At 55.8% G+C, this 21,983-nt stretch carries 21 protein-coding genes; 7 read left to right on the top strand and 14 right to left on the bottom strand.

Annotated elements, in window-relative coordinates; all coding sequences use genetic code 11:
* Window positions 1–126: 126 nt before the first annotated feature.
* On the bottom strand, window positions 127–1,359 hold the full coding sequence (gene thrC, locus FHS19_RS26545; RefSeq protein WP_183584796.1) for a threonine synthase: 1,233 nt from the start codon (window positions 1,357–1,359) through the stop codon (window positions 127–129).
* A gap of 174 nt (window positions 1,360–1,533) precedes the next feature.
* On the opposite strand from thrC, the gene FHS19_RS26540 reads away from it, so the two are divergent.
* Window positions 1,534–2,415, top strand: a complete 882-nt coding sequence (locus tag FHS19_RS26540; protein ID WP_183584795.1) for a LysR family transcriptional regulator — start codon at window positions 1,534–1,536, stop codon at window positions 2,413–2,415.
* 155 nt (window positions 2,416–2,570) lie between these two features.
* Here the strand turns inward: FHS19_RS26540 and FHS19_RS26535 are convergent, their stop codons facing one another.
* From FHS19_RS26535 to FHS19_RS26520, 4 genes are all read right to left on the bottom strand, one after another.
* On the bottom strand, window positions 2,571–4,508 hold the full coding sequence (locus FHS19_RS26535) for an FUSC family protein (protein WP_246426852.1): 1,938 nt from the start codon (window positions 4,506–4,508) through the stop codon (window positions 2,571–2,573).
* 83 nt (window positions 4,509–4,591) lie between these two features.
* Window positions 4,592–5,086, bottom strand: a complete 495-nt coding sequence (locus FHS19_RS26530) for a MarR family winged helix-turn-helix transcriptional regulator (RefSeq protein ID WP_183584793.1) — start codon at window positions 5,084–5,086, stop codon at window positions 4,592–4,594.
* 215 nt (window positions 5,087–5,301) lie between these two features.
* Window positions 5,302–6,201, bottom strand: a complete 900-nt coding sequence (locus tag FHS19_RS26525; protein ID WP_312887340.1) for an ROK family protein — start codon at window positions 6,199–6,201, stop codon at window positions 5,302–5,304.
* Between the two features lie 121 nt (window positions 6,202–6,322).
* The gene (locus FHS19_RS26520; RefSeq protein ID WP_183584792.1) at window positions 6,323–6,493 is read right to left on the bottom strand and encodes a hypothetical protein; all 171 of its coding nucleotides are present in this window, start codon (window positions 6,491–6,493) and stop codon (window positions 6,323–6,325) included.
* Between the two features lie 144 nt (window positions 6,494–6,637).
* Between FHS19_RS26520 and FHS19_RS26515 the strand changes: the two genes are divergently transcribed.
* Genes FHS19_RS26515 through FHS19_RS26505 form a run of 3 tightly spaced genes read left to right on the top strand, consistent with a single transcriptional unit; the run spans window position 6,638 to window position 10,349 of the window.
* Window positions 6,638–8,122 (top strand): spore germination protein, encoded by a 1,485-nt coding sequence (locus FHS19_RS26515; protein ID WP_183584791.1) that lies wholly within the window; start codon window positions 6,638–6,640, stop codon window positions 8,120–8,122.
* A gap of 15 nt (window positions 8,123–8,137) precedes the next feature.
* Window positions 8,138–9,235, top strand: a complete 1,098-nt coding sequence (locus FHS19_RS26510; protein ID WP_183584790.1) for a GerAB/ArcD/ProY family transporter — start codon at window positions 8,138–8,140, stop codon at window positions 9,233–9,235.
* Window positions 9,225–10,349: a Ger(x)C family spore germination protein gene (locus FHS19_RS26505; protein WP_183584789.1), complete on the top strand. Its 1,125-nt coding sequence runs from the start codon at window positions 9,225–9,227 to the stop codon at window positions 10,347–10,349. The genes FHS19_RS26510 and FHS19_RS26505 overlap by 11 nt, the downstream gene beginning before the upstream one ends.
* Window positions 10,350–10,509: 160 nt before the next feature.
* Here FHS19_RS26505 and FHS19_RS26500 read toward each other — a convergent pair whose 3' ends face one another.
* Window positions 10,510–10,788 (bottom strand): hypothetical protein, encoded by a 279-nt coding sequence (locus FHS19_RS26500; RefSeq protein ID WP_183584788.1) that lies wholly within the window; start codon window positions 10,786–10,788, stop codon window positions 10,510–10,512.
* 227 nt (window positions 10,789–11,015) lie between these two features.
* On the opposite strand from FHS19_RS26500, the gene yedE reads away from it, so the two are divergent.
* Window positions 11,016–12,224, top strand: a complete 1,209-nt coding sequence (yedE, locus tag FHS19_RS26495) for a selenium metabolism membrane protein YedE/FdhT (protein ID WP_183584787.1) — start codon at window positions 11,016–11,018, stop codon at window positions 12,222–12,224.
* Window positions 12,214–12,441 (top strand): sulfurtransferase-like selenium metabolism protein YedF, encoded by a 228-nt coding sequence (gene yedF / locus FHS19_RS26490; RefSeq protein WP_183584786.1) that lies wholly within the window; start codon window positions 12,214–12,216, stop codon window positions 12,439–12,441. The genes yedE and yedF overlap by 11 nt, the downstream gene beginning before the upstream one ends.
* A gap of 208 nt (window positions 12,442–12,649) precedes the next feature.
* Here yedF and FHS19_RS26485 read toward each other — a convergent pair whose 3' ends face one another.
* The 8 genes from FHS19_RS26485 to FHS19_RS26450 form a co-directional block, all read right to left on the bottom strand.
* Window positions 12,650–13,669, bottom strand: coding sequence for an NADP-dependent oxidoreductase (locus tag FHS19_RS26485; RefSeq protein WP_246426837.1), 1,020 nt, complete (start codon window positions 13,667–13,669; stop codon window positions 12,650–12,652).
* 170 nt (window positions 13,670–13,839) lie between these two features.
* Window positions 13,840–14,133 (bottom strand): ArsR/SmtB family transcription factor, encoded by a 294-nt coding sequence (locus tag FHS19_RS26480; RefSeq protein WP_183584785.1) that lies wholly within the window; start codon window positions 14,131–14,133, stop codon window positions 13,840–13,842.
* A gap of 57 nt (window positions 14,134–14,190) precedes the next feature.
* Complete coding sequence (locus FHS19_RS26475) at window positions 14,191–15,120, bottom strand: M15 family metallopeptidase (RefSeq protein ID WP_183584784.1); 930 nt, start codon at window positions 15,118–15,120, stop codon at window positions 14,191–14,193.
* A 74-nt stretch (window positions 15,121–15,194) separates the two neighbouring features.
* A complete protein-coding gene (locus FHS19_RS26470) occupies window positions 15,195–16,268 on the bottom strand; it encodes an acyltransferase (RefSeq protein WP_183584783.1) in 1,074 nt (357 codons plus the stop codon).
* A gap of 153 nt (window positions 16,269–16,421) precedes the next feature.
* Window positions 16,422–17,279 (bottom strand): RNA polymerase sigma-70 factor, encoded by an 858-nt coding sequence (locus tag FHS19_RS26465; RefSeq protein ID WP_183584782.1) that lies wholly within the window; start codon window positions 17,277–17,279, stop codon window positions 16,422–16,424.
* Between the two features lie 35 nt (window positions 17,280–17,314).
* Window positions 17,315–18,496, bottom strand: coding sequence for an NAD(P)/FAD-dependent oxidoreductase (locus FHS19_RS26460; RefSeq protein WP_183584781.1), 1,182 nt, complete (start codon window positions 18,494–18,496; stop codon window positions 17,315–17,317).
* 156 nt (window positions 18,497–18,652) lie between these two features.
* Window positions 18,653–19,912: an MFS transporter gene (locus FHS19_RS26455; protein ID WP_183584780.1), complete on the bottom strand. Its 1,260-nt coding sequence runs from the start codon at window positions 19,910–19,912 to the stop codon at window positions 18,653–18,655.
* Window positions 19,909–20,760 carry a MerR family transcriptional regulator gene (locus FHS19_RS26450; protein WP_183584779.1) on the bottom strand — a complete coding sequence of 284 codons (852 nt, stop codon included), beginning with the start codon at window positions 20,758–20,760 and terminating at the stop codon, window positions 19,909–19,911. Before FHS19_RS26450 ends, FHS19_RS26455 begins: the two co-directional genes overlap by 4 nt.
* 217 nt (window positions 20,761–20,977) lie before the next feature.
* On the opposite strand from FHS19_RS26450, the gene FHS19_RS26445 reads away from it, so the two are divergent.
* On the top strand, window positions 20,978–21,979 hold the full coding sequence (locus FHS19_RS26445) for a phosphotransferase (protein WP_183584778.1): 1,002 nt from the start codon (window positions 20,978–20,980) through the stop codon (window positions 21,977–21,979).
* Window positions 21,980–21,983: the final 4 nt, after the last annotated feature.

Below are 21,983 nucleotides of genomic sequence, written 5' to 3'. Positions count from 1 at the left end.
ATATAAGAAAGCAAAAGACAGGGCGAAAGAACCTTTCCATAAAAGATGCCCCAAAAACGCTCTCCGTATGTTTTGCGGTCATTCCCTCAGGCACGCTCCGCCGGCTTTAGGAGACGCGGTTTAAAATTACCGTATCAGCGCCTCCCAGCCGGAACCCGACAAGTCCACCGGAACGTCCTGAAAGCTCCCCTTCAGAACCTCGATATCCTTCAGGAGGTTTCCCGTCAAAATGCAGACCGCCGTCTCATCTTTGGTAATCGTCTTCTCTGCGATCAGCTTCTGCAATCCGGCGAGTGTCGCCGCCGATGCAGGCTCGCATCCGATTCCACTCCGGTCGATCCGCGCCTTGGCGGCGAGAATTTCCGCATCGGTGACGGAGCAGGTAACGCCGCTGCTCATCTCCAGCACGGTGCGCGCCTTCTTCCAGCTCGGCGGGTTGCCGATGTTCAGCGCGGAGGCCAGCGTATCCGGCCGGGGTTCCGGCGTCAGCATCGGGCTTCCCGAAGCCATCATGCGGTGGAAGGGACTGGCCCCTTCCGCCTGGATCAGCGCGATCCGCGGCACTGACGAGATGAACCCGAGGCTTTTCAAATCGATCAGCCCTTTGCCAAGCGCAGATACGTTGCTGAGCGCGCCTCCAGGAATGATGATCCAGTCCGGCAAGCTCCAGCCAAGTGTCTGGGCGATTTCATAAATGATGCTTTTCTGTCCCTCGATCCGCAGCGGGTTCACCGAGTTGCAGACGTACAGCCCCAGCTCCTCGCCCCGCTTCTCCAGGAAGCGGATTCCGTCATCATACGTGCCCTCAAAGCTGAGGACCCGGGCCCCGTAAGCCTGAGTCTGCAGCACCTTGTTTGCCGATACCTTCCGATCGGGGACAAATACATAAGCCCGGCTCCCTCCCATAGCTGCATACATGGCGAGCGAAGAGGAGGTATTTCCCGTCGAGGAGCACGCAAAGGCGGAGTACCCGAGAGAACGACCATGCGACACGGCCACGGTCATCCCGTTATCTTTGAAAGAGCCGCTCGGATTCTCGCTCTGCGCTTTGAAGTACAATTGGCGGATTCCCAGCGTTTCGCGAATCTGATCGGCGGCGTATAACCCGGTATTGCCTTCATATTTAGAAACAATATATTCGTCCGGAAGTTCCGGGAAAATTAATTCTTTGTACCGCCATACGCCGCTGGCATAGACCCCCATCCGTTCGGACAGGCGTTCCTGAAACCGCCGCTTCAGAAGCTCGGCATCAACCCATGCCAGGTCCTGCTCCACTTCCAGCAGCGCGCCGCACTCGCATCGGACCCGGAACGGCTCCAGGCGATAACTGCTTCCGCAATCCACGCATTTCAGTTTCATTGACAAATTCCTCCTATTTTGACGTTGTGCTTCCTCATTTGGTTGCACCCGCCTGCAATTTAAGCTTAGAATATGCTCCGTCATGATATAAATCTAATATATTGTTTTTTATAAAACATAAATTTCAGTTATGATTTAGCTATCATCCTTAATTCTATGTAAAGGAGAACTTTCATGAACCTGCACGCGCTTCGCCTCTTTTACCAAGCCGCCTCCCTCGGAAGCGTAACCCTCGCAGCCGAGGCTCTGCACCTCAGTCAGCCCGCCGTGACAGCCCAGGTCAAAAAGCTGGAACGCGAAATCGGGCTCCGCCTGCTGATTCCCCAGGGGCGGGGCGTCATGCTGACGGAGGCCGGCAGGCATCTGGCCGCCGAAGCCCGGCGGCTGTTCGAGCTGGAAGGCCATATCGAGGAGACCTTGGAACAGCTGAAGGCGGGCGGCGCCGGCAAGCTTCACTTGGCGGCTACTTATCTTCCGGCCAACTTCCTGCTCCCCAAGTGGATCGCCCGCTACAAACGCGCTTATCCCGGCGTCGGCGTCGAGCTCAGCACCGCCAATTCCAGCCAGACCACCGATCTGCTGCTGCATTACCGTGCGGAGATCGCCTTTATCGGCGGCATCCGGCTGGACCATCCGCATCTGCTGCGCACCCCTTGGTACGAGGACGAAATGTGCTTTATCGTGCATAAGCGGCATCCTCTGGCTGGCGCCCGGGTCAGCCTGGAAGAGATGCTGCAGGAGCCGTTCATCTATCGCGAGGAGGGCAGTTTCGGCAGAGAGCAGCTGATCGGTTTATGCTCCGCCCGCCATCTGCCCGCCCCGCCGGTCGGGCTGCAGATGAACGGTCTGAACGAAACGCTGCGGGTCGTGATGGAGGGCTACGGCGCGGCCTTTCTATCGCTGCTGGAGACCCGCGAACATATCGCGGCGGGCGACATTTCCCGGGTGGAAGTCGACGGCGTGCACATGACGAATCCGGTGTCCATCTACACCCGGAAAGAGGAGTCCTCTCCCCCTGCACAGCGGTTCATCGATATGATCTTGGCCAAGTCATAACTTGTCGAAAAGCGTAGTCTTTTTCAGTACAACTATAAGGTCCTTTGTCGAAGAACGGCTGGTGTTGGCGGTAAAGGTTGAGGGCTGGCGGAAGAATAGAAAAGGGCAAGCCGGGGGGACATGAAGTCCTAATATGGCTTGCCGAAGAGGGTAGATTATGATGATTTGAAGGCAGGGGACTGCGCCGTGCGGTCCCGGATCTGCAGCGCGGGGATGGAGCTGAGCGCAGGGATATTCGCCAGATCAGGTGGAAGCTGCCGCTCCGCGGCCTGGGCCATCTGTTCAAACAGCAAGCTGTAGTCCGATGACGCTTCTCTCGCTGCAGCATGATTTTGGGCATTCCCCGCTGCCGTGATCAGAGCGTAACCGATATGCTGCACCGCATCGAGCGCAGGCCACCAGGAGCTGGCCTGATTCCGCCGCCCCACCGACTCGGCGAGCGCCCCGTCATATAGCAGGCGCAGGCGGATAAGCGCGTTTTCCAGTTCGTTCGTCCATGTCGTAACCCTGTTAGGGGGGGAGGAGGACAGGATACTCTCCAGCAATTTGCCTTCCATCCGGATGACGCCCGCGAGCGCCCGCGGCAGCTTGTTGGAGGAAGCGCGTCTCCAGAGAAGGAGCATGCCGATGATGCCGATGGCGCTCCCGATCAGAATATCGGTCAGTCTGGCCGAGATGAAGAAGCTGACCGCCGTATCCGGATGGCTGCTCTCCGCGATCAGCAGCGAGCTCGGTGTGATGAAGATGACGGCCAGGGCATAATTGCGCAAGTAAATCAGTTCGATAATAAATTGAAGAACGGCCATAATCAGCGCAATATAGATGCCCTCGGGCCGCAGCGACAGGAGGAAGGCGCCGAGGAACAGTCCGACGACGGTGCCCGCCGTCCGCTGGATAGCCCGGTGAGCCGTGCCGAGCACCGTCGTACCGAGCATCACCGCCGTGCAGGAGAGCGGCACCCAGTAGGACCGGTTCAAATCCAGCGAGTAGGCGACCGCTGCAGCGGCGGCAATCATGATGCCGTACCTGAGCGAGGTATGAAGCAGCGCCGAATGCGGGTTCAAGGCGCCAGACAAGAGACGGCGCAGGGAAAAAGAGGGAGGAAGGGTCACTTCCTCCACCGTCCCGCGGCCGGCATCTTCGCCCAGGCAGATGGCGGCCGCCTCGTTCAGCAGCCCGGACAAGCGCCGGACATGCCCGTTCGGGATGTCCGCAGCCGCCTTGGGCTGCAGCTCCTGCTGCGGATCCTGTAAGCGATCCGCAATCGAGAGCAGGGACGCGGCCGTGCCGGCCGGCACCTTCGCCGCCTGGCGGTCCAGCGAGATTTCGACGGCGGCCATAAACATTTCATTGGCCTTCCGGCTCAATGCCATCAGGCGCAGCGTCGGCCTGTAATTCCGGCGCCAGCGCAGCTCCCCGCCGGACACGGCAGCTTCAGCGGTACGAAGCTGAACGGCCGCCTGGTATCTTTTCTCCGGGTACAGGTCGGTTCCGATGGCATCCACAAAGGCAGCCAGGCCCCGGTAAGCCCCCGCAACCGCTTTGGTCTCCGGCCCATGAGGACGAAGCAGCCAACCGCTCATCCCCACCATCCAGGCAAAGGCTCCGCCGGTCAGCACAAGCAGGGTTCGCAGCGGCAGGGCATGAAGATCGTACGGCAGACTCGTCCCGACCGAGAAGGTCAGAATGAAGAACATGGCCGACGGTCCGGCGATTTGAAACGCGCCAAAGCCGAATACGGCAAGGGCACCGATCAAACCGAACAGCAGCACCATCAGCCACGGGGTTGCCGCCGAGAGCGCCCCAAGACCAAAGGTAATGGACAAGCCCAGGGCTACGCAGGCCAGCTTAATCGCCCGCTGCCGGTACGTTTCGCTCCCCACGTACAGGAAAGCAAAGCCCCCGATCGAGGCGCAAAGCCCGTAATCGAGATGCCCGGTCAGCGCGCCGACCAGCGTAGGCAGGCCTGCCGCAACGGCCGACCCGATCCCCCGGAACCACTGCAGCGGCAGCGGCCGGATGCGGAACGCGTCCCGGACGGTTCCGGGAGCCGGACCCTTGTGTACCGCCCTTCCCCCCGGATAAGTATGCATTGAATTCAATTCGCATCATCTCTTTCTCTTAGACTCCATATTTGTTCGCACCCATCAAGGCGGTACGTCATACCTTTTCATCACTACTCAGCCTCATATTCATCAAGAAAGGGACCGCTCACGCCGATATTCCGGTTGATCCGCTTCAGTGTCTCGTTGAACAGGGCCAGCTCTGCCTCCGGAATGCCGTCGAGCACCTCTTCCCGGTACAGCCGGTTGATCCGCCCGACCAGTTCCCCGTGCAGCTGCTTGCCCTCTTCCGTGATATAGATCAAAAACGACCGCCGGTCCTCTTCATTCCGGCTGCGGCGTACGAGTTGCTTACGTTCCAGGATGTCGAGAATCTTCGTCAGGTTCGCCTGGTCCTTGTCCGCAATCCATGCGAGCTCCTTCTGCGTGATGCCGTCCTGTTCACTGAGCCGCTTTATGACCGTCCATTGTTCCGGAGTGATATCATCATCCTTCAAATGAAACGCCATGTAACGGTTCAGCGCACGGCTGGTTCTGGATACAAATTGTCCGTACAGATCCTCGTAGTCTCCCTTGTTCACGGCCGGATCGTCCTTTCTCTTGTACATGTTCTTCTTTTCACTTTACAGCCAAAAATGTTTTTTGTAAATAATATTCGTAAGCAAATAATTGACATACGAACTAATTACTCAATCGCATCTCTTCCCCTACATCATGCGCAGTGCAGGTGTAAGGGGATACACCCGGTTTTCAAAAAAATTTTCGTCAAACGCAAAAAAAAAGCAGGCATTCTACGCGAATGACTGCGCCCCGCTATGTATTTCTATTCTCTATCCAATTCGTTCAAAATCAGCTTGGCCGCCCCGATCGCTCCCGCCTGGTTGCCAAGCTGTGCCGGGCGGACATCAATCCCCGGACTTAAGCTGGTGAGACTTTCATCAAGCAGCGGCCACCAGATTTCCTGTGAATCGGTCAAGCCTCCGCCAATGACGATCGCACCGGGGTTAAGGCCGATATGGATATTGTGCAGCAGCACACCTAAATTTCGGACGTATTCGTTGACAACCTTCACAACAGCCGGAAGCCCCCGCTTGAAGTCCTCCAGCACCTCAATTCCTGATGGATAGGATACGTTTGCAGCCTCAGCCGCAAGGGAAACCAGCGCCGTCCCGGACAGATATTGCTCCACGCAGCCCCGCTGGCCGCAGTTGCATGGCCGCCCCCCGGGGACGAGTATGGTATGCCCCCATTCACCGCCGTTCCAGCCAGCCCCCCTGAACAGTTCGGAGCCCACCATGTTCGCCCCGCCTACGCCGGTGCCCAGGGTGAGCATGGTGATGTCGGGAATCCCTTTGCCCGCTCCGAGCCACGCCTCGCCGACAAGGGCCGTGTTGGCGTCGTTATCGACAAAGACCGGCCTGCCGTATGCCTGATCCAGGATCGCCTTCAGCTCCGTTCCCTGCCAGCCCGGCAAATTGTCGGTCGCATACACAATCTTACCGGTATGAACGTTGACCCGGCCGGCGGTGCCGATGCCGATGCCGGATACATCCCCGTTTCTTTGCAGCAGCTCATCCAGGAGCGAATGCATGTTAGCCATAATCCGATCTTTTCCCTGCTTCGCATCAGTCGCGATTCTACCGCGGTCGAGCACCTGTCCGCTCCCGTCGAGCACCATGCCCTTGATGGAGGTTCCGCCAATATCCAGGCCAATTGCTTTCACTTGTCGCACATCCCTTCGATCCTGCTCAGATGTCTCTATTATAACAATGGCCAGATATTTTCTCCATTATTAAATTCATAAACGGAGAAATATTTCATCAATACAATCCAACTGCCTCCCTTCAGCAGTACCGCTTAAAATGAATGTTCTCGTATTTCATTCTCAGCCGGTCCCGGAGCGCAATCAGCTCGTCTTCAGGCATGGGGTCCAACTGCTCCCTCGTATAATCCAGCCCATGCTCCTCCGCTATATCCAAAATCCCCTGAATATAAAGTTCCCGGTAATCTTTCATCCCCAGTCCCACCTCCTTTGAAGTTTAGCCCCTACTTCATACACTACCCCGCTGTTCTGCGCTTAAACAAGAACCTCCACCTCCTGCACCTGGGCCGCGTATAACTGAATCATGATTGGATAGAATACCCACGAGGTGTGATTTATGGACGTATTTGCAAAAATTAAGCATTTTTTTGTAGCCGGGGAACAAGAAGTAACCACGGTCAAAGAGCCGGAAAAGAACGAGCATCCTTCACTTGAACACACAATCCGGCAGTTTGAAAATTCGATGGATTTTATCCACCGAACCTATCCGCAGTCCCATGTGGATGTCATATACCTGGCTTATCTCATCGGAAACGACCAGCTGCTTCAAGAGATCATTCGGCCCTTTACCGATGCGAATGAAGAAGAAGTCAAAACCGTTCTTAGCCGTTCCCAGTATGTCGTCGTCGTGGACAGCAAGGAGTGCATCAACGGCATTCTGAACGGCAAGGCGGCCGTTTTCTTCCGTGGCAGCACCTATTTGGTTGATATCTCCAAACCGGTCGGCCGCAGCGTTGAACAGTCCGAAACCGAAACGGTCATCTCCGGCCCCCATGACGGCTTCGTGGAGAATATCGGGCAGAACCTCGGCGTTCTGCGCCAAAGGCTGAAAAGTGCCCACTTGAAGTTCGTCAAGCTGGAGGTTGGGGAGGTTGCCAAAAACGTCGTCGTTGTCGCTTATATTGAAGGGCTCGCCAATCAGGAGATTGTCGACGAGCTGATCAGGCGGATCCAGTTGATTGAATACGACGCCGTTACCGATACCAATATGCTGATTCAGTTCATCGATGAGAATCCCAACTCGATCTTTCCGCAATTTATGACGACCGAACGTCCGGACGGCATCGTATCCAAGCTGATCGCCGGCCGGGTCGCCGGATTTGTGGATGGCAGTCCGTCGGGCTTTACCTGCCCCACCGACTTCTTCGACTTTTTCTCATCGCCGGACGACTATTACCAGCGGTGGCTGATCGGCACCGCACTGCGCGTTTTGCGGTTTATCGGCTTCCTGATTACGATTTCCTTCACCGCCTTCTATGTATCCGTCACAACCTACCATTACGAAATGATCCCGCACACGATGCTGCTCAACTTGACGGAGTCCCGGGCCAAGGTCCCTTTTCCCCCGCTGCTCGAAGCGCTGCTCATGGAAACGACAATCGAGCTGCTGCGGGAAGCCGGCGCCCGGCTGCCGACCAAGGTTGGACAGACTATCGGCATCGTCGGCGGTATCGTGATCGGGCAGGCCGCCGTTCAGGCCGGATTTACGAGCAACATCCTGATCATCGCCGTGGCAACGTCAGCGATCGCTTCCTTCGTGATCCCGAGTTACATCATGAGTGCATCCATCCGTCTCATCCGGTTTGGACTGATCCTAATGGCCGGTATTCTGGGGAATCTAGGTCTGCTTATGGCTATCGGCATGGTCGTGATCCATTTGGCGGGAGTCACGAACATGGGGACCTCTTATCTCACCCCCCTGGCCCCCATCAACTTCAAAGACATGCTGGACACTTATATCCGGGGGCCGTTTTGGGCTTTACGCAGCCGGCCGACGATAACGAGAACCTCCAACAAGAAAATCAACAAAATGCGGAAATAGCGGCGGTGATGGACTGTGAACGAAAAATTGAGCGCTTTTCATATTGCGACCTTGATCTATATGATCGAGAATAACATCGTCTTGTTCGCCCTCCCGCGGCTGGTGGCGGAGAATATGGGGACTAACGGCTGGGTGGGATATATCATTCTTGCCTTGGTGTCCACCTGCAATATTCTCCTGTATTGGGCCGTCTATCGCATGGGGAAGGGAAGGTCCATGTTCGACATTCTGGAGAAGTCCCTTTCCAAATGGATTCTCTACCCGGTATATGTAGGACTAGCCATGTTTTATATCTTGGTCGCTGCCTTTGTCGGAAAAAACTTCTTTCTGATCTTCCAGATGATTTCGTTCCAGACATCCAATGTAACATTTATCTTTCTGCTGTTCTGCGTCATGGTGTATTTCCTGCTCATCAAGCATGTGTATAACATCAGCAAAGCAGCCACAGTGTTTGCTTTTTTGACTTGGTGGACCTTGCTGCTGACGTCTTACCAGGCGCGCGAGTGGAAGCTGGTCCGCCTAACGTCTTATTTTTTTGAAGATCCCGCCGGGGGCCAGGTTCTTCACAATTGGGCCGAGGTGTATACCTCCTTTATTGGTTATGAGCTGTGCATCTTTTTATTCCCTTATGTCAACAAGAAGAGCAAACTGTTCAAGGGAGTTCTGTACGGGCATTTGCTGACCGCATTGGCTCAGGTCATCGTCCTGCTGACGGCGTTTGGCTTCTTCAGCTTCCAGCAGCTTCAATCCCTGCTGTACCCGATCATCGATATGCTCGACTTTATTGAAATGCCGTTTATTAACCGGGTGGAAAATCTGGTGTTCGTCATATTCGTATTCGGCAATCTGGTGTCGACCACGATGTTTTCGTTTGCGTCCCTGTCCATGATCAAGCGGATCTTTCCCAAGACCCGCCCAAAGCGCCTCGAGTTTTTCATCGTGCTCGGGGTATTTATCGTCGGGTTCTACTCCAGGTATTTGTCCCAGTCGGAATATCAGCTCCGGCGCGTGCTTTTTACCGAGATCGGCATTGCCTTTATTCTGCCTATGCTGCTGATCCTGGTGCTCCTGTTTCAAAAGCTTCGGGAAAGGATGAACAGTCATGAACATTAACAAGCGCCTGCTGATGATGATGACTGCCGTTATCCTGCTGCTCACGGGATGCACCGACCAGCATATTATCGAAAGGGCGGGGTTCGTCCGGACGATCGCCTATGACTTATCCGGTGAAGGTGAGAACACGAAATTAAGGGTAACCGTCAGCATCCCGAAGTCCAACCACGAGGACGCGATTGTCTACTCCACCATGGCGGAATCAGGGAAAAAGGCCAAAATGATCTTCAATCGGCATAACAACCGCCGCCTGGTCAACGGACAGCTGCGCCAGGTCGTATTCGGCGAGAGGCTGGCAAGAAGAGGCGTTTGGAGCAATATGGACACGCTGACCCGGGACCCGTCCATCGGTTCGCGCCTGCATATTATCGTGTCGGAATCCGACCCGCATCACATCCTGATTCGCAACGACTATCCCCAAGGCCCCACCGCCGGGGAATATATCGACACGCTGATCCGGACCGAGGCCAAAGCCGGCGAAATCCCGGACACCTCCTTGTATACATTCACCAGAGACTACTATGACGACGGCATTGATCCGGTCGCCACGATCTTAAAGGAAGAGAAGGAGTCTCTGTCCGTTGACGGCATCGCACTGTTCAAAAATGACCAATATGTCGGGAAAATCGAAGCGGAAGACCGAATGTTTTTCGCCCTGCTCCATCATGGGGTTCGTGCCGGCGACTTAAACGTCAGCATCCAATCGGAGCGAGACCTGGAAGAGCAGGCAACGCTGGAATACCTGTCCAGCAAACGGAAAATCAAGGTGCTCTCGACCCGGGGCATCCGCGAGGGCAGGCCAATTCAGGTTGCCCTCCGCATCAAGCTGTCGGGCTCACTGCTGGAATATATCGGAGAGCTCGACATGAAAAAGCCGTCCGATCAGCGAAAGCTGGAGGCGGAGCTGGAACAAACCATTAACCGGAAGTGCCAGAAGCTGATCGACCACATGCAGGAGAAAAAATCCGACCCAATGGGGATCGGGCAGTATGTCCGCAACTCGATTCCCCACAGCGTATGGAAGCAGCTGAAGTGGGAAGAGGTATTTTCCAAAGCGGATATCAGCGTGCACGTCGACGTCAAAATCCGGGATTACGGCAAAATGCTGCACTAATGCGGACTGGTACCACCGTGCTTGCGTCAACAATCGTGAGAATGCACCAAAAAAACCGCCCCGAACGAGACGGCACCCACCCTCAGATACAATCTACCATTGGGGATGCTGTACAAACGCTCGGAGCGGTTTTTCTGTCTGTTGGCATGAACCGGCTGCCCTAGTCCTCGTAACTGGCCAATCCCTGATCCATCAAAAAGTCCATTTCCGCCTCCAAAATGGCTTCCACGGTCATCTCATCCAGCTTGATATCGCGGCGGTTCAGCACATAATCGACCAAATCATCCATGTCGATCTCCACCTCGCCTTTCACATCGGCTTTGGCGTTGTTAATATAGGCTTCCTCATGCTTCAGAACGAGCGCAATGCTATCCCGGTCGGCTTGTGTTTCCTCGGCAATATATGAAATCAGCTCTTGTTGTTTGAGCGGCTTGTTCATGGGCGAAATCATCTCCAATCTTTGTTTGACTAGAGCCATTGTACCACATCTTTCCCCGAACTCCATGGGCAGGGCCCGGCGCGAAAAACCCTCTTCTCATTTCGGCCCGTTGTTGTAGAATAGAATGGCATCCTTATGGAATGCAAGGAAACCATTGGGAGGGCCAATAAAATGAGTTCAGCAGTCCCCTAGATCAGGACTGTTCGGAAAGGAAATGTTGGACGAGAATGAAGCAGGTGTACGACAAAGTGTTTAACCGCTATTGGAGCCCTTATTTGGCCATGGCGCTGGCCGGTATTTTAAGCGCATTGTATTTTGGCATCACCGGCACCGTCTGGGCCGTCACCGGAGAGTTTACCCGTCTGGGCGGACATCTTCTGGAATGGTTCGGTGTGGATATTTCGGACTGGGCCTACTTTCAGCTGATCCATATGAACGGAACCACGCTGACCCGGACCGACGGATGGATCGTATGGGGTATGTTCATTGGCGCGCTGATCATGATTCTGCTCAGCAACAGCTTCAAGATCAGGGTGCCGCGGCAGAAACGCCGGCTGTTTCAGGGGCTGGCCGGAGGTTTTGTAGCCGGCTTCGGAGCGAGGCTGGCCCTCGGCTGCAATCTGGCGGCATTTTTCACAGGCGTGCCGCAGTTTTCCCTCCACTCCTGGATTTTCATTGCAGCTACCGCAATCGGTACATACTTCGGGACCAAGCTGGTGAATACCTCGTGGTGGAAGGGGAAGCCCACCCTTCTGAAGGGAAATGCCGCCGCTCCTTCCGCGGCCCGCAAGAAGATTCAGCCCTACGTCGGTGCCCTTCTGGCACTCGCATATGCGGCTCTGGTCGTCTATTTCTATGCGGCAGGCAAAACGATGCTGGGCACGGCCGCTTTGTTCGGGGCCGCCTTCGGTATTCTGATTGAGCGGGGACAGATTTGCTTTACGTCCGCGTTCCGCGATCTCTGGATCAGCGGACGGGCGGCCATGACGAAGGCGATCTTTGTCGGGATGGCCGTCAGCTCCGTCGCCACGCTGATCATTATTCTGGTAAACGGAATGGATCCGATTACGAAGATTGCCGCGCCGAGCACGCTGATCGGCGGCATCCTGTTCGGCATCGGCATCGTCATGGCCGGCGGCTGCGAAACCGGCATGATGTACCGTCTGATGGAAGGCCAAGTAGTATTCCTGCCTGTATTCATCGGCAACATTGCGGGAGCCACCGCTTTGGCATACGCCTGGGACCACCTCGGCATTTTCAATGCCATCGTGAAGCCCGGCAAACCAATCAACCTCATTACGGCGATGGGACCGGCCGGGGCGATCCTTCTGACGCTGGCTCTGCTGGCGGTCGGTTTTGGCATTGCCGTGTACTGGCAAAAAAACTACCGGTTTGGCATCGGCTTTAAGAAAGGGGAAACGAAACATGTCCATTGATTTTACGCTCGATCTCCGCGGGGAATCCTGCCCGTATCCGGTCATTTACACGCTGGAAACGCTGCGTGACCTGAAGAAAGGCCAGCTGCTGCAGGTCATTACCGACTGCCCTTCTTCCTTCCGCAACGTACCGGAGGAAGTCGTGAAGCACGGCTATGCGCTGGAACAGGATCCCGTCCGGAACGGCCAGGAGTTTTTATTCTATATCCGCGCGTAAGCCGCGGCATACATTGAAGACCAAAAAAGGATTAGAGCGATAACCGCGCTAATCCTTTTTTACATAACAGACAAGGAACAGCGCCAAGAGAGTCCCCGTCACGCCCGCGATGACAGCCGTAACGCCGGCGGCCTCCGGCCGTTCCCTGTATTGATCATAACGTATGAAATGCATACCAGATCAAGATGTTTTTTCGCCGCGTACTTTTTTAGGCTTGCGGCTCGCTGACTTTGACTAACATTTTGCCGAGATTCGTACCCTGGAATAGCTGCAGGAAAGCGTCGATGACATGGTCAAAGCCTTCAACGATCGTTTCTTCGTATTTCAGCTTGCCTTCGGCCAGCCACTGTCCCAGCTGCTGCAAACCTTCGGCTTGGCGGGAAGCATAGTCGCTGAGCACAAAACCTTTGATCATCGAGCGGGTCTTGATCAGCTTGGACAAAATTCTCGGACCTACATCCTCCGTGCTGTTGTAGGACGAAATCGCACCGCACAGCGGAATCCGGGCATAGTCGTTCAGCAGGTTCATGACCGCATCCGATACCCGGCCGCCGACATTGTCAAAATACACGTCGACCCCGTTCGGACATGCTTCTGCCAGCTCCTCTTGGAAATGGTCTGATTTATAGTTCACCGCCGCATCAAAGCCGAGCTCGCGGACCAGGTACTCGCATTTCTCATCCGTACCGGCAATACCGACGACGCGGGTGCCCTGTATTTTGGCGATCTGGCCCACGAACATGCCGACGGAACCGGCCGCTCCCGAGACGACGACCGTTTCTCCTTCCTTCGGCTTGCCGATGTCCAGCAGACCGAAATACGCCGTCAATCCGGTCAGGCCCAGCACGCTCAAATAAGCGGACAACGGCGCGATCGACGGATCGAGCTTGCGGACGCTGCCGGCATCAACCGTGTTGTACAGCCGCCAGCCCAGCATGCCAATCACCTTGTCCCCCGGCTGCAGGGCATCGGACTTCGATTCCACCACTTCGCCGACGATCCCGCCGGAAATGACCTCATTCAGCTTGAACGGCTCGATATACGACTTCGCGTCGCTCATTCTTCCCCGCATATAAGGGTCGACCGACAGGTACAGCGTGCGGATGACGGCCTGCCCTTCCTGCGGCTCCTGGATGCTCCCTTCGCGGAACTCAAAGTTTTCGGGTCCCGGCATGCCCACCGGGCGCGATTGTAACAAAATTGAACGGTTCATTAATTGTTGTACCATACAATATTCACATCTCCATCGTTTAGAATTGGGATCAAAAGGCGATGACTACACACCTTAAAACAATCGAATTTGAATAAGAAAAACGTCTATCGGCGTACCTTTCTGATCTCTTCAGATAGTTTTAAAACTTTCAAATTACAAGGAATAAAGAGAGGTTTCCCGCCCAATCATAGACTGTCCAGGAAACCCGGTAAAAATGCGTTAAACGTATCCTCTCTAAGCTGCCCGTATTTATTCTGGCCCCTCCGGTAAATGTGGATCAATTCGGCTTCATACAAAATCTTGAGATGATAAGACACGTTGGACTTGTCCATCCCGAGCGATTCGCCGACCTCACCGCATGTCTTGTGCTCCGGATGCCGAACCAGATATCGGATCATTTCGATCCGTTTCACTTCCGACAGCGCCTTGAAAATTTTGGCCCGTTTCTCATCGTCTTTTGACGTTAGTTTGATAGTCATGCAACTATCCTACTCCTTTGCCTTCGGCAGAGTCAAGCAGCCAAATTGTTACATCCCCTATTCCACTGCCTGCTCTTTCTCGGTCGTAACAATGACCCCATCGATATTATCCCCGGAAATCTCATAGTTTGCAGAAGCCGGCTTATCAATTTTTCCCATATCTGCCGACGGGTAATAAGCGATCTCGTAGGTCTTGCCCTCGACCGTCTCCGTGATCTTCCCCTGCTGCTTCACATAGTCCAGATATTCTTCCAGCGCCATATTCTTCTCATGCATCACCGCGCTGTGCGGAAGGCCGACATAACGGAAGTGCCACGGTTCATATTCGATGCCGGTAATGCTGATTTTGTCCTCGGGATAACGCAAAATAAAGCCGTACTTCCAGGCGTTCTCCTTCAGCCACTTGCCTTCCGGGGCCTTATCCATCTCCTCGAGACTGGAGCCGATATCCATAGAGAGCCCTAAATTATGCTCGCTGGCACCAGCCGGAAGGGCATATTTGGAGCCCTTTTCCTTATACAGCTCCTCCTGCTTGTCAAAATCGCGGTAGCCGCTGCTGATGAGAAAATGATCCACGCCGTCCTTCCTGGCCGCGTCCACCATGGTCATAAAATGGCGTGCCAAATCCTCGGACAGCATAATATGCGCGTCCAGCAGGCTGTATCCTTCCATCAGTTCTTTATGATCAAACAGATTGACAACATCCTTCTTTACCGCGTCCCCGGAAACGACGGGATGATCCTTATTGACCAGCAGCAGGTTGCCCAGATGCACCTGATTCGAATCGACGTCCAAATACGGACTTTCTTCTTTGGTTGGGGACTCTTGGTCCGGTTTCACCGAAGCCCCGTCTTGCTTGGGTGCTCCCTGTTCCGTTTCTGTCTTGACATGCCTTGTGCCCGAGCCGCCGATCTGATGCTGGACGCTTCTAAAGCCCACCAGCACCAGGATGACGATGACCGCGAGCAAGAAAAACCACTTTCTCATTTCATCGTGTCCTCCTTCAATGCCTGTGTAATATAATAGAGGATCGCTTGGGAAATGAATAGGGGAAATTATGACTATTTCGCGGATTCGCCAACAATGTACGGTGCTAAGGGCGTCCGGGAGACCGTCTTGACGATCGCCCACGACAGCAGGATGGACAGCGCTCCGCCGGCCCATACGAGCAGATGATAGGAAACCGGTCCGGTCTGCTGTACATATTCCCGCCACAGGAGAAGAAAGAACGGATGCATCAGGTAAATGCCGTATGAATACGTTCCCAGTGAGAACAGCGCCTTGTACAGCGGGCTTCCTTGGCGGAATCCCCGCGCCAGCTGCAGCAGGAATAAGCAGGCCAGCGAAAAATATAATGCTTCGGACAGCTTGTTAACATACGATAGATACGGCTGCGGGACCCAGTGGGGAGCGGCGGTCTGCAGCCACTTCTGCCCAATATACACGGCTGCGGCCGCTATAAACGCTGCGGACATCCAGCCCGCGCCTTGGCCAAAGGCTTGTTGGACGCCCTTCTCCCTCATTTTTTTGGCAGCGAAAGCCCCCAGGTATAAATACAGCATATACGATCCGATAAACGTACCGATTTCGTCCATATGCCATACATAATAGTTCAACAAATAGACAGCCAACTGGATGGCGATCCCGAAGACGAGCGGATGCCGCCTCAGCACCGGAACCCTCTGCAGCAGCATAAACAACGGAAACAGCAGGTAGAACTGCGCGATAATGACCATGAAATACAGATGCTCGTAATTGTTCCCCAGCGGCAGGTTGTTCCAGAATCGATGCCAGCCCTGCTCCAGCGAGAGCCGGTGATCGTACGTGTAATAGGCGGCATAAAAAAAGGACCAGAACAGATAGGGAACCACGACTTTCTTGATCCGCTTTTTATAAAAAGAAAGCCAGCTCAGCTGCCTCCCGTCGTAATGATAGAACAGCAGGAGCGCGCTCAGGAACAGAAATCCCGGAACGGCGAAGTTGCAGCCGACGTTCACGGTATAGTACAGCGGGTATAACGCCGAACCGGTCGGCAGTTTTGCGACCGAAAACGAAGTCGTATGAATGGCGACTACCGCGATGATCAGTAGGCCTCTCAGCAGCTCCAGATAGGTTATCCTCTCTCTTTTTCCCACAGTGTCACCCCAGATGTTTGGATTCAGCCATATACAGGTATTACCCACATGTTAGGGGTGGTTACCCAGGTATTTTTAGGGGGCGGGAAAAAGCAAAGAGCCCGCGGGATCTTCCCGGGGCCTAAAACAGCTGCATTAACTCATCATTCTGTTCTACAGATGCTGAAGCTTATCGGGGTTTCTGACGATATACAGGTCGCGAATCCGGTCTCCCTCCACATGGAGGAGCATGGCGCCCTCGATTCCCTCCGGCGACCGGAACACAAGCCCCGGCTGGCCATTCAGTGAGACATGCTCAACTTGAATGCCTCTCTCAGCGTCCGAAAATTTACGGTAAACTCCCAAAGCGAAGCGGGCGACGAAGATCGGCGACACGATCGGCTGAACCGCCGCGGACGCCTTGCCGCCCCCGTCGGACGTGATGACGACGTCCTGCGAGAGCAGCGACAGCACAGAATCTATGCTCCCCTGCTCGAGAGCCGACAGAAACCGGTGGACCCACTCTTCATCCGCAGCTTCCGGCTGAATCGGCATCTCGGGATCAAACCCCATTTTCGCACGGGCCCGGCTGAACAGCTTGCGGCAGTAAACCTCCGTTTTCTCGACGAGCTCCGCAATGTCCGGATATTCAAAGCCCAGTGCCTCCCGAAGAATAAAAACGGCTCGCTCCAGCGGGGACAGCCGTTCCAGCAGCACCAGCATCGCGTAGGACAGCAGCTCCCCGCGTACGACGGTCTCGGCGGTATCCTCCGCCGACGTCTCGATCGGCTCGGGCAGCCACGGCCCGAAGTACTGCTCCCGCTGCCTGCGGGTGGATTTCAGCATATCCAGGCAGCGGTTCGAAACCATTTTGCACAAGTAGGCTTTCGGTTCGTTCAGCTGCGCCAGGTCCCGGTCCGCTATCTTCACGAAAACGTCCTGCACCGCATCCTCCGCATCGGACACGGAGCCCATCATTTGATAAGCGATCGAAAACAGCAGCGGACGGTAATTCTCATACAGTTCCCTCATCGAATGCTCACCTTTCCTATTGGCATGGCGGGTGCTCACTTGAGCAGACTCGCATGATCCCAGGTAAATTTCCGAATATTCCGGCCGAGTCTCCCTTGTATGATCATATCGAGTCCCCACTGCCGGGTCCAGACCATTCCTTTGGCCGGACCCAGACCGAAGCAGAAAACATCCATATACCCTTTATGGACAGGTGCAGGACGGCCCTCGACATCCGCCGCCACGACCTGGCCGAGCCTGGTCGCCTGAGCGCCCGCCTCCTTGCAGGTCATACCGTCCGCCCGGCCCGTTTCCGGATCGACGATCTGAGCGCAATCTCCAATGCTGTAGACGCCGGGTTTGCCTGCTACCCGATAGCTCGCATCGACAGCCACTTTTCCTTCCGCAGTAACCGGAAAGCCCATGCCGGAAAGCCCCGGATTCGGCACGATACCAAGTGTCCATACGCACAGCCCTGCGGAGATTTCGCTCCCGTCCGAAAGGGCGATTACCCCGCCGCGTTCCCGAATGACCTTGCGTCCGTGCAGCGTGGTCACCCCTTCGTCGGCGAGCAGCCCCTCCAGTTTACGGGACACCTTCATCGGACCCTGTGCAAACAGCCGCTCCTCGGCATTGACCAGGTACACCCGGATGTCCGCGGGATTGAGGCCCAGGCCCTTGGCATCTGCCCGGATGGCATGAGCCAGCTCGGCCGAGGTTTCAATACCGCTGATGCCTCCTCCGGCCACGGTAAACGTCAGCAGCTTGGCGCGGTCCTCCGCATCGGCGCCGGCCGCCTCGCGAAGATTCTGCTTCCACATCCGGCGGATCTGTTCAGCCGCTTCCTGCGAAGTCAGCGCGATGCCGCCCTGATCCGGCTGCGGGCGCCGGACCATGCTTCCCGCCGCCATCACCAGGACGTCATACCCAAGGCGTGCGTCCCCGCCTTCGCTGCGGCTGAAGGCGATCTGCTTTGCCTCAAAATCTACGCGCGTGACCTCCCCCTGAACGAGTTCGACCCCTTCTCCTTCGGGGAACAAACGCACCAACGGGACGGCGATGTCCTCCTGCAGAGCCGCCGGCTTGAACAGCAGCACCTTGCGAAGGTGATAAGGGTCCTTGTTGATCAGGATGAGTCTAAGCTCCCGGACAACCCCTTTAAGCGATTTTTGCATAGCCTTGACCGCATTGATTCCGGCGTAGCCGCCGCCGACCACGACGCATGTTAACTTTTCCATAACGTCCACTCCCCGCTTTGGTTTTGCATATATCACGAAGAAGAGGGAGCATTTGTGACACTCGAAGGGAAAAATTTAAAAAAAAGCGGTACAGACTAAAAACAGACCTCCCGCCTTCGGGAGGTCTTATGCATTTCTATGATTTGTCTTCCGTGATTATGGCTGAGCGCCGGGATTTAATCCGCAGGACGCCTCGCCTGCAGCATTCACACATTTCTTCTGTCCCGCAGCCCCTGCCCTTGCCGACTTCGAGCGCTCCAGCATCAAGCTGCCCGCGGCCAAGGCGATGCCAATGGCTACGATCGCGGCGGAAGCCAGCGGCAGTCCGGGCAGCCCCAGCCTGCTCTCAGCCACATACCCGCCGATAAAGGCGCCAAGCGCATTGCCGAGATTAAAAGCAGAGATGTTCAGGGTGGAGGCCAAATCCTGCGCTGAGCCGGACCGCCGCAGCACCTGGACATTCAGCGGAGTGACCATCGCGTACGCGGCCGCTCCCCATATAAACACCGTGATAAGTGCGGGCACGACCGAAGTGCTCGTGAAATAAAAGGCGATCATCACCACAAGCAGCAGCCCCATACTGCCCAAGAGAGATGTATGCAGATGCCGGTCTGCCAGCTTACCCCCAGCGGCATTCCCGATCACCGAAGCCAGCCCAAACAGCAGCAGCACGATCGAAATGCGCTCCTCCGGCAGCTCCGTGATCTCCTGCAGGATCGGAGAGATGTACGTAAAGGCCAAAAAGACGCCGCCAAATCCGAATACTGTCGTGAAAAGGGCCAGTACCGGTCCCGTACGCGCAACCTGACCGAGCTGCCGGCGGATCTGCGGCCTTGCAACCTGCGGCATGTCCGGAATCTTCCACAGGATGCCCGCTCCGACGAGCAGCGTAATGATGACCAGCATCCAGAACGGAAAACGCCAGCCGAACTGCTGGCCGAGCAGCGTGCCCAGCGGCCCGCCGATGACCGTCGCTATCGTCAGCCCCGACCCGGCTAGAGATATGGCCGCGCCTTCCCGTCCCGGAGCGGCCAGCTGGCCGGCCATGACGACGGCGGCTCCGAAAAAGGCCCCCTGCGCCACGGCGCTGACGACGCGGGAGGCGATCAGCAGTTCGAAGGAAGGCGCGACAGCGCTGAGCAGGCTTCCTGCCCCGAACAGAGCCAGCATGTACAGGAGCAGGCGTTTGCGGGGAACCCGGACCGTGGCGACCGTCAGCAGCGGTCCTCCTGCGACGACACCGAGCGCATAGGCGGTGACGAGCCAGCCTGCCGTCTGAACGGTGACCTGGTACTGCCGCCCGATGTCCGGCAGCAGACCCATCGGGAGCAGCTCTGACGTGCTAATCACAAAAATGCCCACGGCCAGCAGAAGGACCTGCAGGGTACCGGGACGCATCCATCCGCTGCCCCTCATCCCCGGACCTCCTCTGCCTCAGGCGTCCCGCCCGGTCTGCCCACGATCGGCATCTGCAGTTCGGACATCACCGGGCTGGCCGGCTGCTCCGGCAGCTCCCAGTAAACCTCCCGGCTCGGCTCCTGCTCCGGGATGCCGTAACCCTGTTCCTCGAGCCAGCCTGCCAGCCTGGACGTGACCTCATAGGAACCCGCTAGGCCCGCGGAATGGGCGATACAAGCAAGCTGGGCAGCCTTCAGCTCCCTAACCCGTATCCGGCCTTGGTCCGGGAGGGGGCCCGCAACCGGAACACCTACTTCCAGATCCACGGCGTCCTCACATTCGGCGCAGCTGTGCCACAGAACAATCACCCGCTGATCCAGAGTGCCCTTGTACAGCGTTTTGACGGCCTGCCGCAGCTCCCGGATCAGCCCAGGAACCTTCGATTTGGAGGTGACTTCCCGAACGGAGGCGATCCATTCTGGGCCGGTCTTCCTCACGACGACATCCAGGGGCGGCTCTCCATCCTCATTCCGCTCCAGCTCATCCAGTCTGGCCCCGAGCCGGTTCAGGCGGGCCTGCTCCTCCCTCAGCATCTCGGTAATTTCGGCCGATTTATGAAGGAGCATCGACCTCATCTGTTCCGTCCCCAGGGCTCCGTCCAGCAGCGGAATCATCTGCTCCAAGGTGAATCCCAGGTCCTTAAACACAAGAATCCGGTGAACACGCTTCAGCTGGTCTGCCGTATAGAAGCGGTATCCCGTATCCGGATCGGTATAAGACGGCTTTAGCAGCCCGATCTGATCGTAATAGCGGAGCGCTTTGGCCGATACCTGGCTGATTTTCGAAAATTCCGTAATTTTAAACATTTCCCAGCCTCCTCTCCGCTCCAGTATAAAGCTTTCCCTTAAGTGGAAAGTCAACCCCTGTGACAGCGCCCATCGTTCATGGATTCCATAAGCTTTTACGAAATCCAAGGCGAATGTCCATACCTTTCATGATAGAAAGAATACGATAAAAAAAATCAACTGTCATCACACCAGCCGCTGCTGTCTAAGTTACTTTCCAATGGAGGGAGACCCCAACATGGCACATCTTCTTGGTCAAAGGGAGATCCGCAGCATTTCCCGGCGCTTCCGCCTGCAAGCCCTTCGCTGCACGCCTGTCTCTTCGCTGTACCGAAAAAACGCCGTGATCCAAATCCAGACGAACCTGGGCACGTTTGCATTAAAGCCGTACAACCGGAATCCCCATCTTCGCTCAGGTCTGGCTGCCCAAATAAAATCAGCCGCAAAGAATGTCCGTTTGTTAATGAACAACGCATATGGCTTTATACCGGACTGGCTTCCCGCCGACTCCGGAAAGCTGTGGGTCATGCACCGAGGGAAACCTTTTTATATGACAGCTTGGATTCATGGGCGGCCTATGGGGATGGAGCAAGATTATGAGCAGCTGGGCCTTGCCCTGGCAAAACTTCACACCCTCCGCTGCGGACTGCCGCACACCCCTCAATCCGCTACCCTGGAGCAAGTTCGGCTGTGGAAAGCCAAGGATCATGATCTGCGGAAAAATATGGTTCGGGCCTCTTCCGTGAATCCCGCACTCCGAAGAGCCGTCAGGCAATATGGCACAGCTTGGAAACGCTTCTCCGATGAGGCATGGTCCGAAATCCGTCATCCGGATATTTCGCGGCTCTGCGCCCAGGAAAAGGCGAGTCCCGCCCTGATTCACGGCGACATCACACCACCGAATGTCATTATTGCAAATGACGAGCGACTTCATATTATAGACTGGGATTTTATCAGAGTCGGCTCCACTTATGCGGATACGGCCAAGACGATCATGAATACGACCGGGTTTCATACCGCCTTCATGGAGGCTTTTCTTAGAGGATACGAAGGGATCAGGCCCTTAAGCCTGCCGGAGCGTAGATTGGTCAAGGCATTGTACGGCTTGCCGAGGGAAGCCTGGTATGCCGTCCGGTTCCCCAAGAGCAAAAGAAGCACCGAGATGCTGAAGACGATGGACCAGACCTGGACGCTCAGGCGTCAATCGATGGAATACATGAACAGCTGGGCAAATCCATAACAAG

Source organism: Paenibacillus rhizosphaerae (genome assembly GCF_014192015.1).
Taxonomy (GTDB): domain Bacteria; phylum Bacillota; class Bacilli; order Paenibacillales; family Paenibacillaceae; genus Paenibacillus_AQ; species Paenibacillus_AQ rhizosphaerae.
The sequence above is the reverse complement of the archived record's forward strand: the minus strand, read 5'-3'. Positions and strand labels throughout refer to the sequence as shown.

Excerpts from the sequence above, each read along its gene's own strand:
- thrC (WP_183584796.1), bottom strand. The coding sequence starts at position 1,359 with ATGAAACTGAAATGCGTGGATTGCGGAAGCAGTTATCGCCTGGAGCCG.
- FHS19_RS26540 (WP_183584795.1), top strand. The coding sequence starts at position 1,534 with ATGAACCTGCACGCGCTTCGCCTCTTTTACCAAGCCGCCTCCCTCGGA.
- FHS19_RS26535 (WP_246426852.1), bottom strand. The coding sequence starts at position 4,508 with ATGCATACTTATCCGGGGGGAAGGGCGGTACACAAGGGTCCGGCTCCC.
- FHS19_RS26530 (WP_183584793.1), bottom strand. The coding sequence starts at position 5,086 with ATGTACAAGAGAAAGGACGATCCGGCCGTGAACAAGGGAGACTACGAG.
- FHS19_RS26520 (WP_183584792.1), bottom strand. The coding sequence starts at position 6,493 with ATGAAAGATTACCGGGAACTTTATATTCAGGGGATTTTGGATATAGCG.
- FHS19_RS26515 (WP_183584791.1), top strand. The coding sequence starts at position 6,638 with ATGGACGTATTTGCAAAAATTAAGCATTTTTTTGTAGCCGGGGAACAA.
- FHS19_RS26505 (WP_183584789.1), top strand. The coding sequence starts at position 9,225 with ATGAACATTAACAAGCGCCTGCTGATGATGATGACTGCCGTTATCCTG.
- FHS19_RS26500 (WP_183584788.1), bottom strand. The coding sequence starts at position 10,788 with ATGAACAAGCCGCTCAAACAACAAGAGCTGATTTCATATATTGCCGAG.
- yedE (WP_183584787.1), top strand. The coding sequence starts at position 11,016 with ATGAAGCAGGTGTACGACAAAGTGTTTAACCGCTATTGGAGCCCTTAT.
- yedF (WP_183584786.1), top strand. The coding sequence starts at position 12,214 with ATGTCCATTGATTTTACGCTCGATCTCCGCGGGGAATCCTGCCCGTAT.
- FHS19_RS26485 (WP_246426837.1), bottom strand. The coding sequence starts at position 13,669 with ATGGTACAACAATTAATGAACCGTTCAATTTTGTTACAATCGCGCCCG.
- FHS19_RS26480 (WP_183584785.1), bottom strand. The coding sequence starts at position 14,133 with ATGACTATCAAACTAACGTCAAAAGACGATGAGAAACGGGCCAAAATT.
- FHS19_RS26475 (WP_183584784.1), bottom strand. The coding sequence starts at position 15,120 with ATGAGAAAGTGGTTTTTCTTGCTCGCGGTCATCGTCATCCTGGTGCTG.
- FHS19_RS26465 (WP_183584782.1), bottom strand. The coding sequence starts at position 17,279 with ATGAGGGAACTGTATGAGAATTACCGTCCGCTGCTGTTTTCGATCGCT.
- FHS19_RS26460 (WP_183584781.1), bottom strand. The coding sequence starts at position 18,496 with ATGGAAAAGTTAACATGCGTCGTGGTCGGCGGCGGCTACGCCGGAATC.
- FHS19_RS26455 (WP_183584780.1), bottom strand. The coding sequence starts at position 19,912 with ATGAGGGGCAGCGGATGGATGCGTCCCGGTACCCTGCAGGTCCTTCTG.
- FHS19_RS26450 (WP_183584779.1), bottom strand. The coding sequence starts at position 20,760 with ATGTTTAAAATTACGGAATTTTCGAAAATCAGCCAGGTATCGGCCAAA.
- FHS19_RS26445 (WP_183584778.1), top strand. The coding sequence starts at position 20,978 with ATGGCACATCTTCTTGGTCAAAGGGAGATCCGCAGCATTTCCCGGCGC.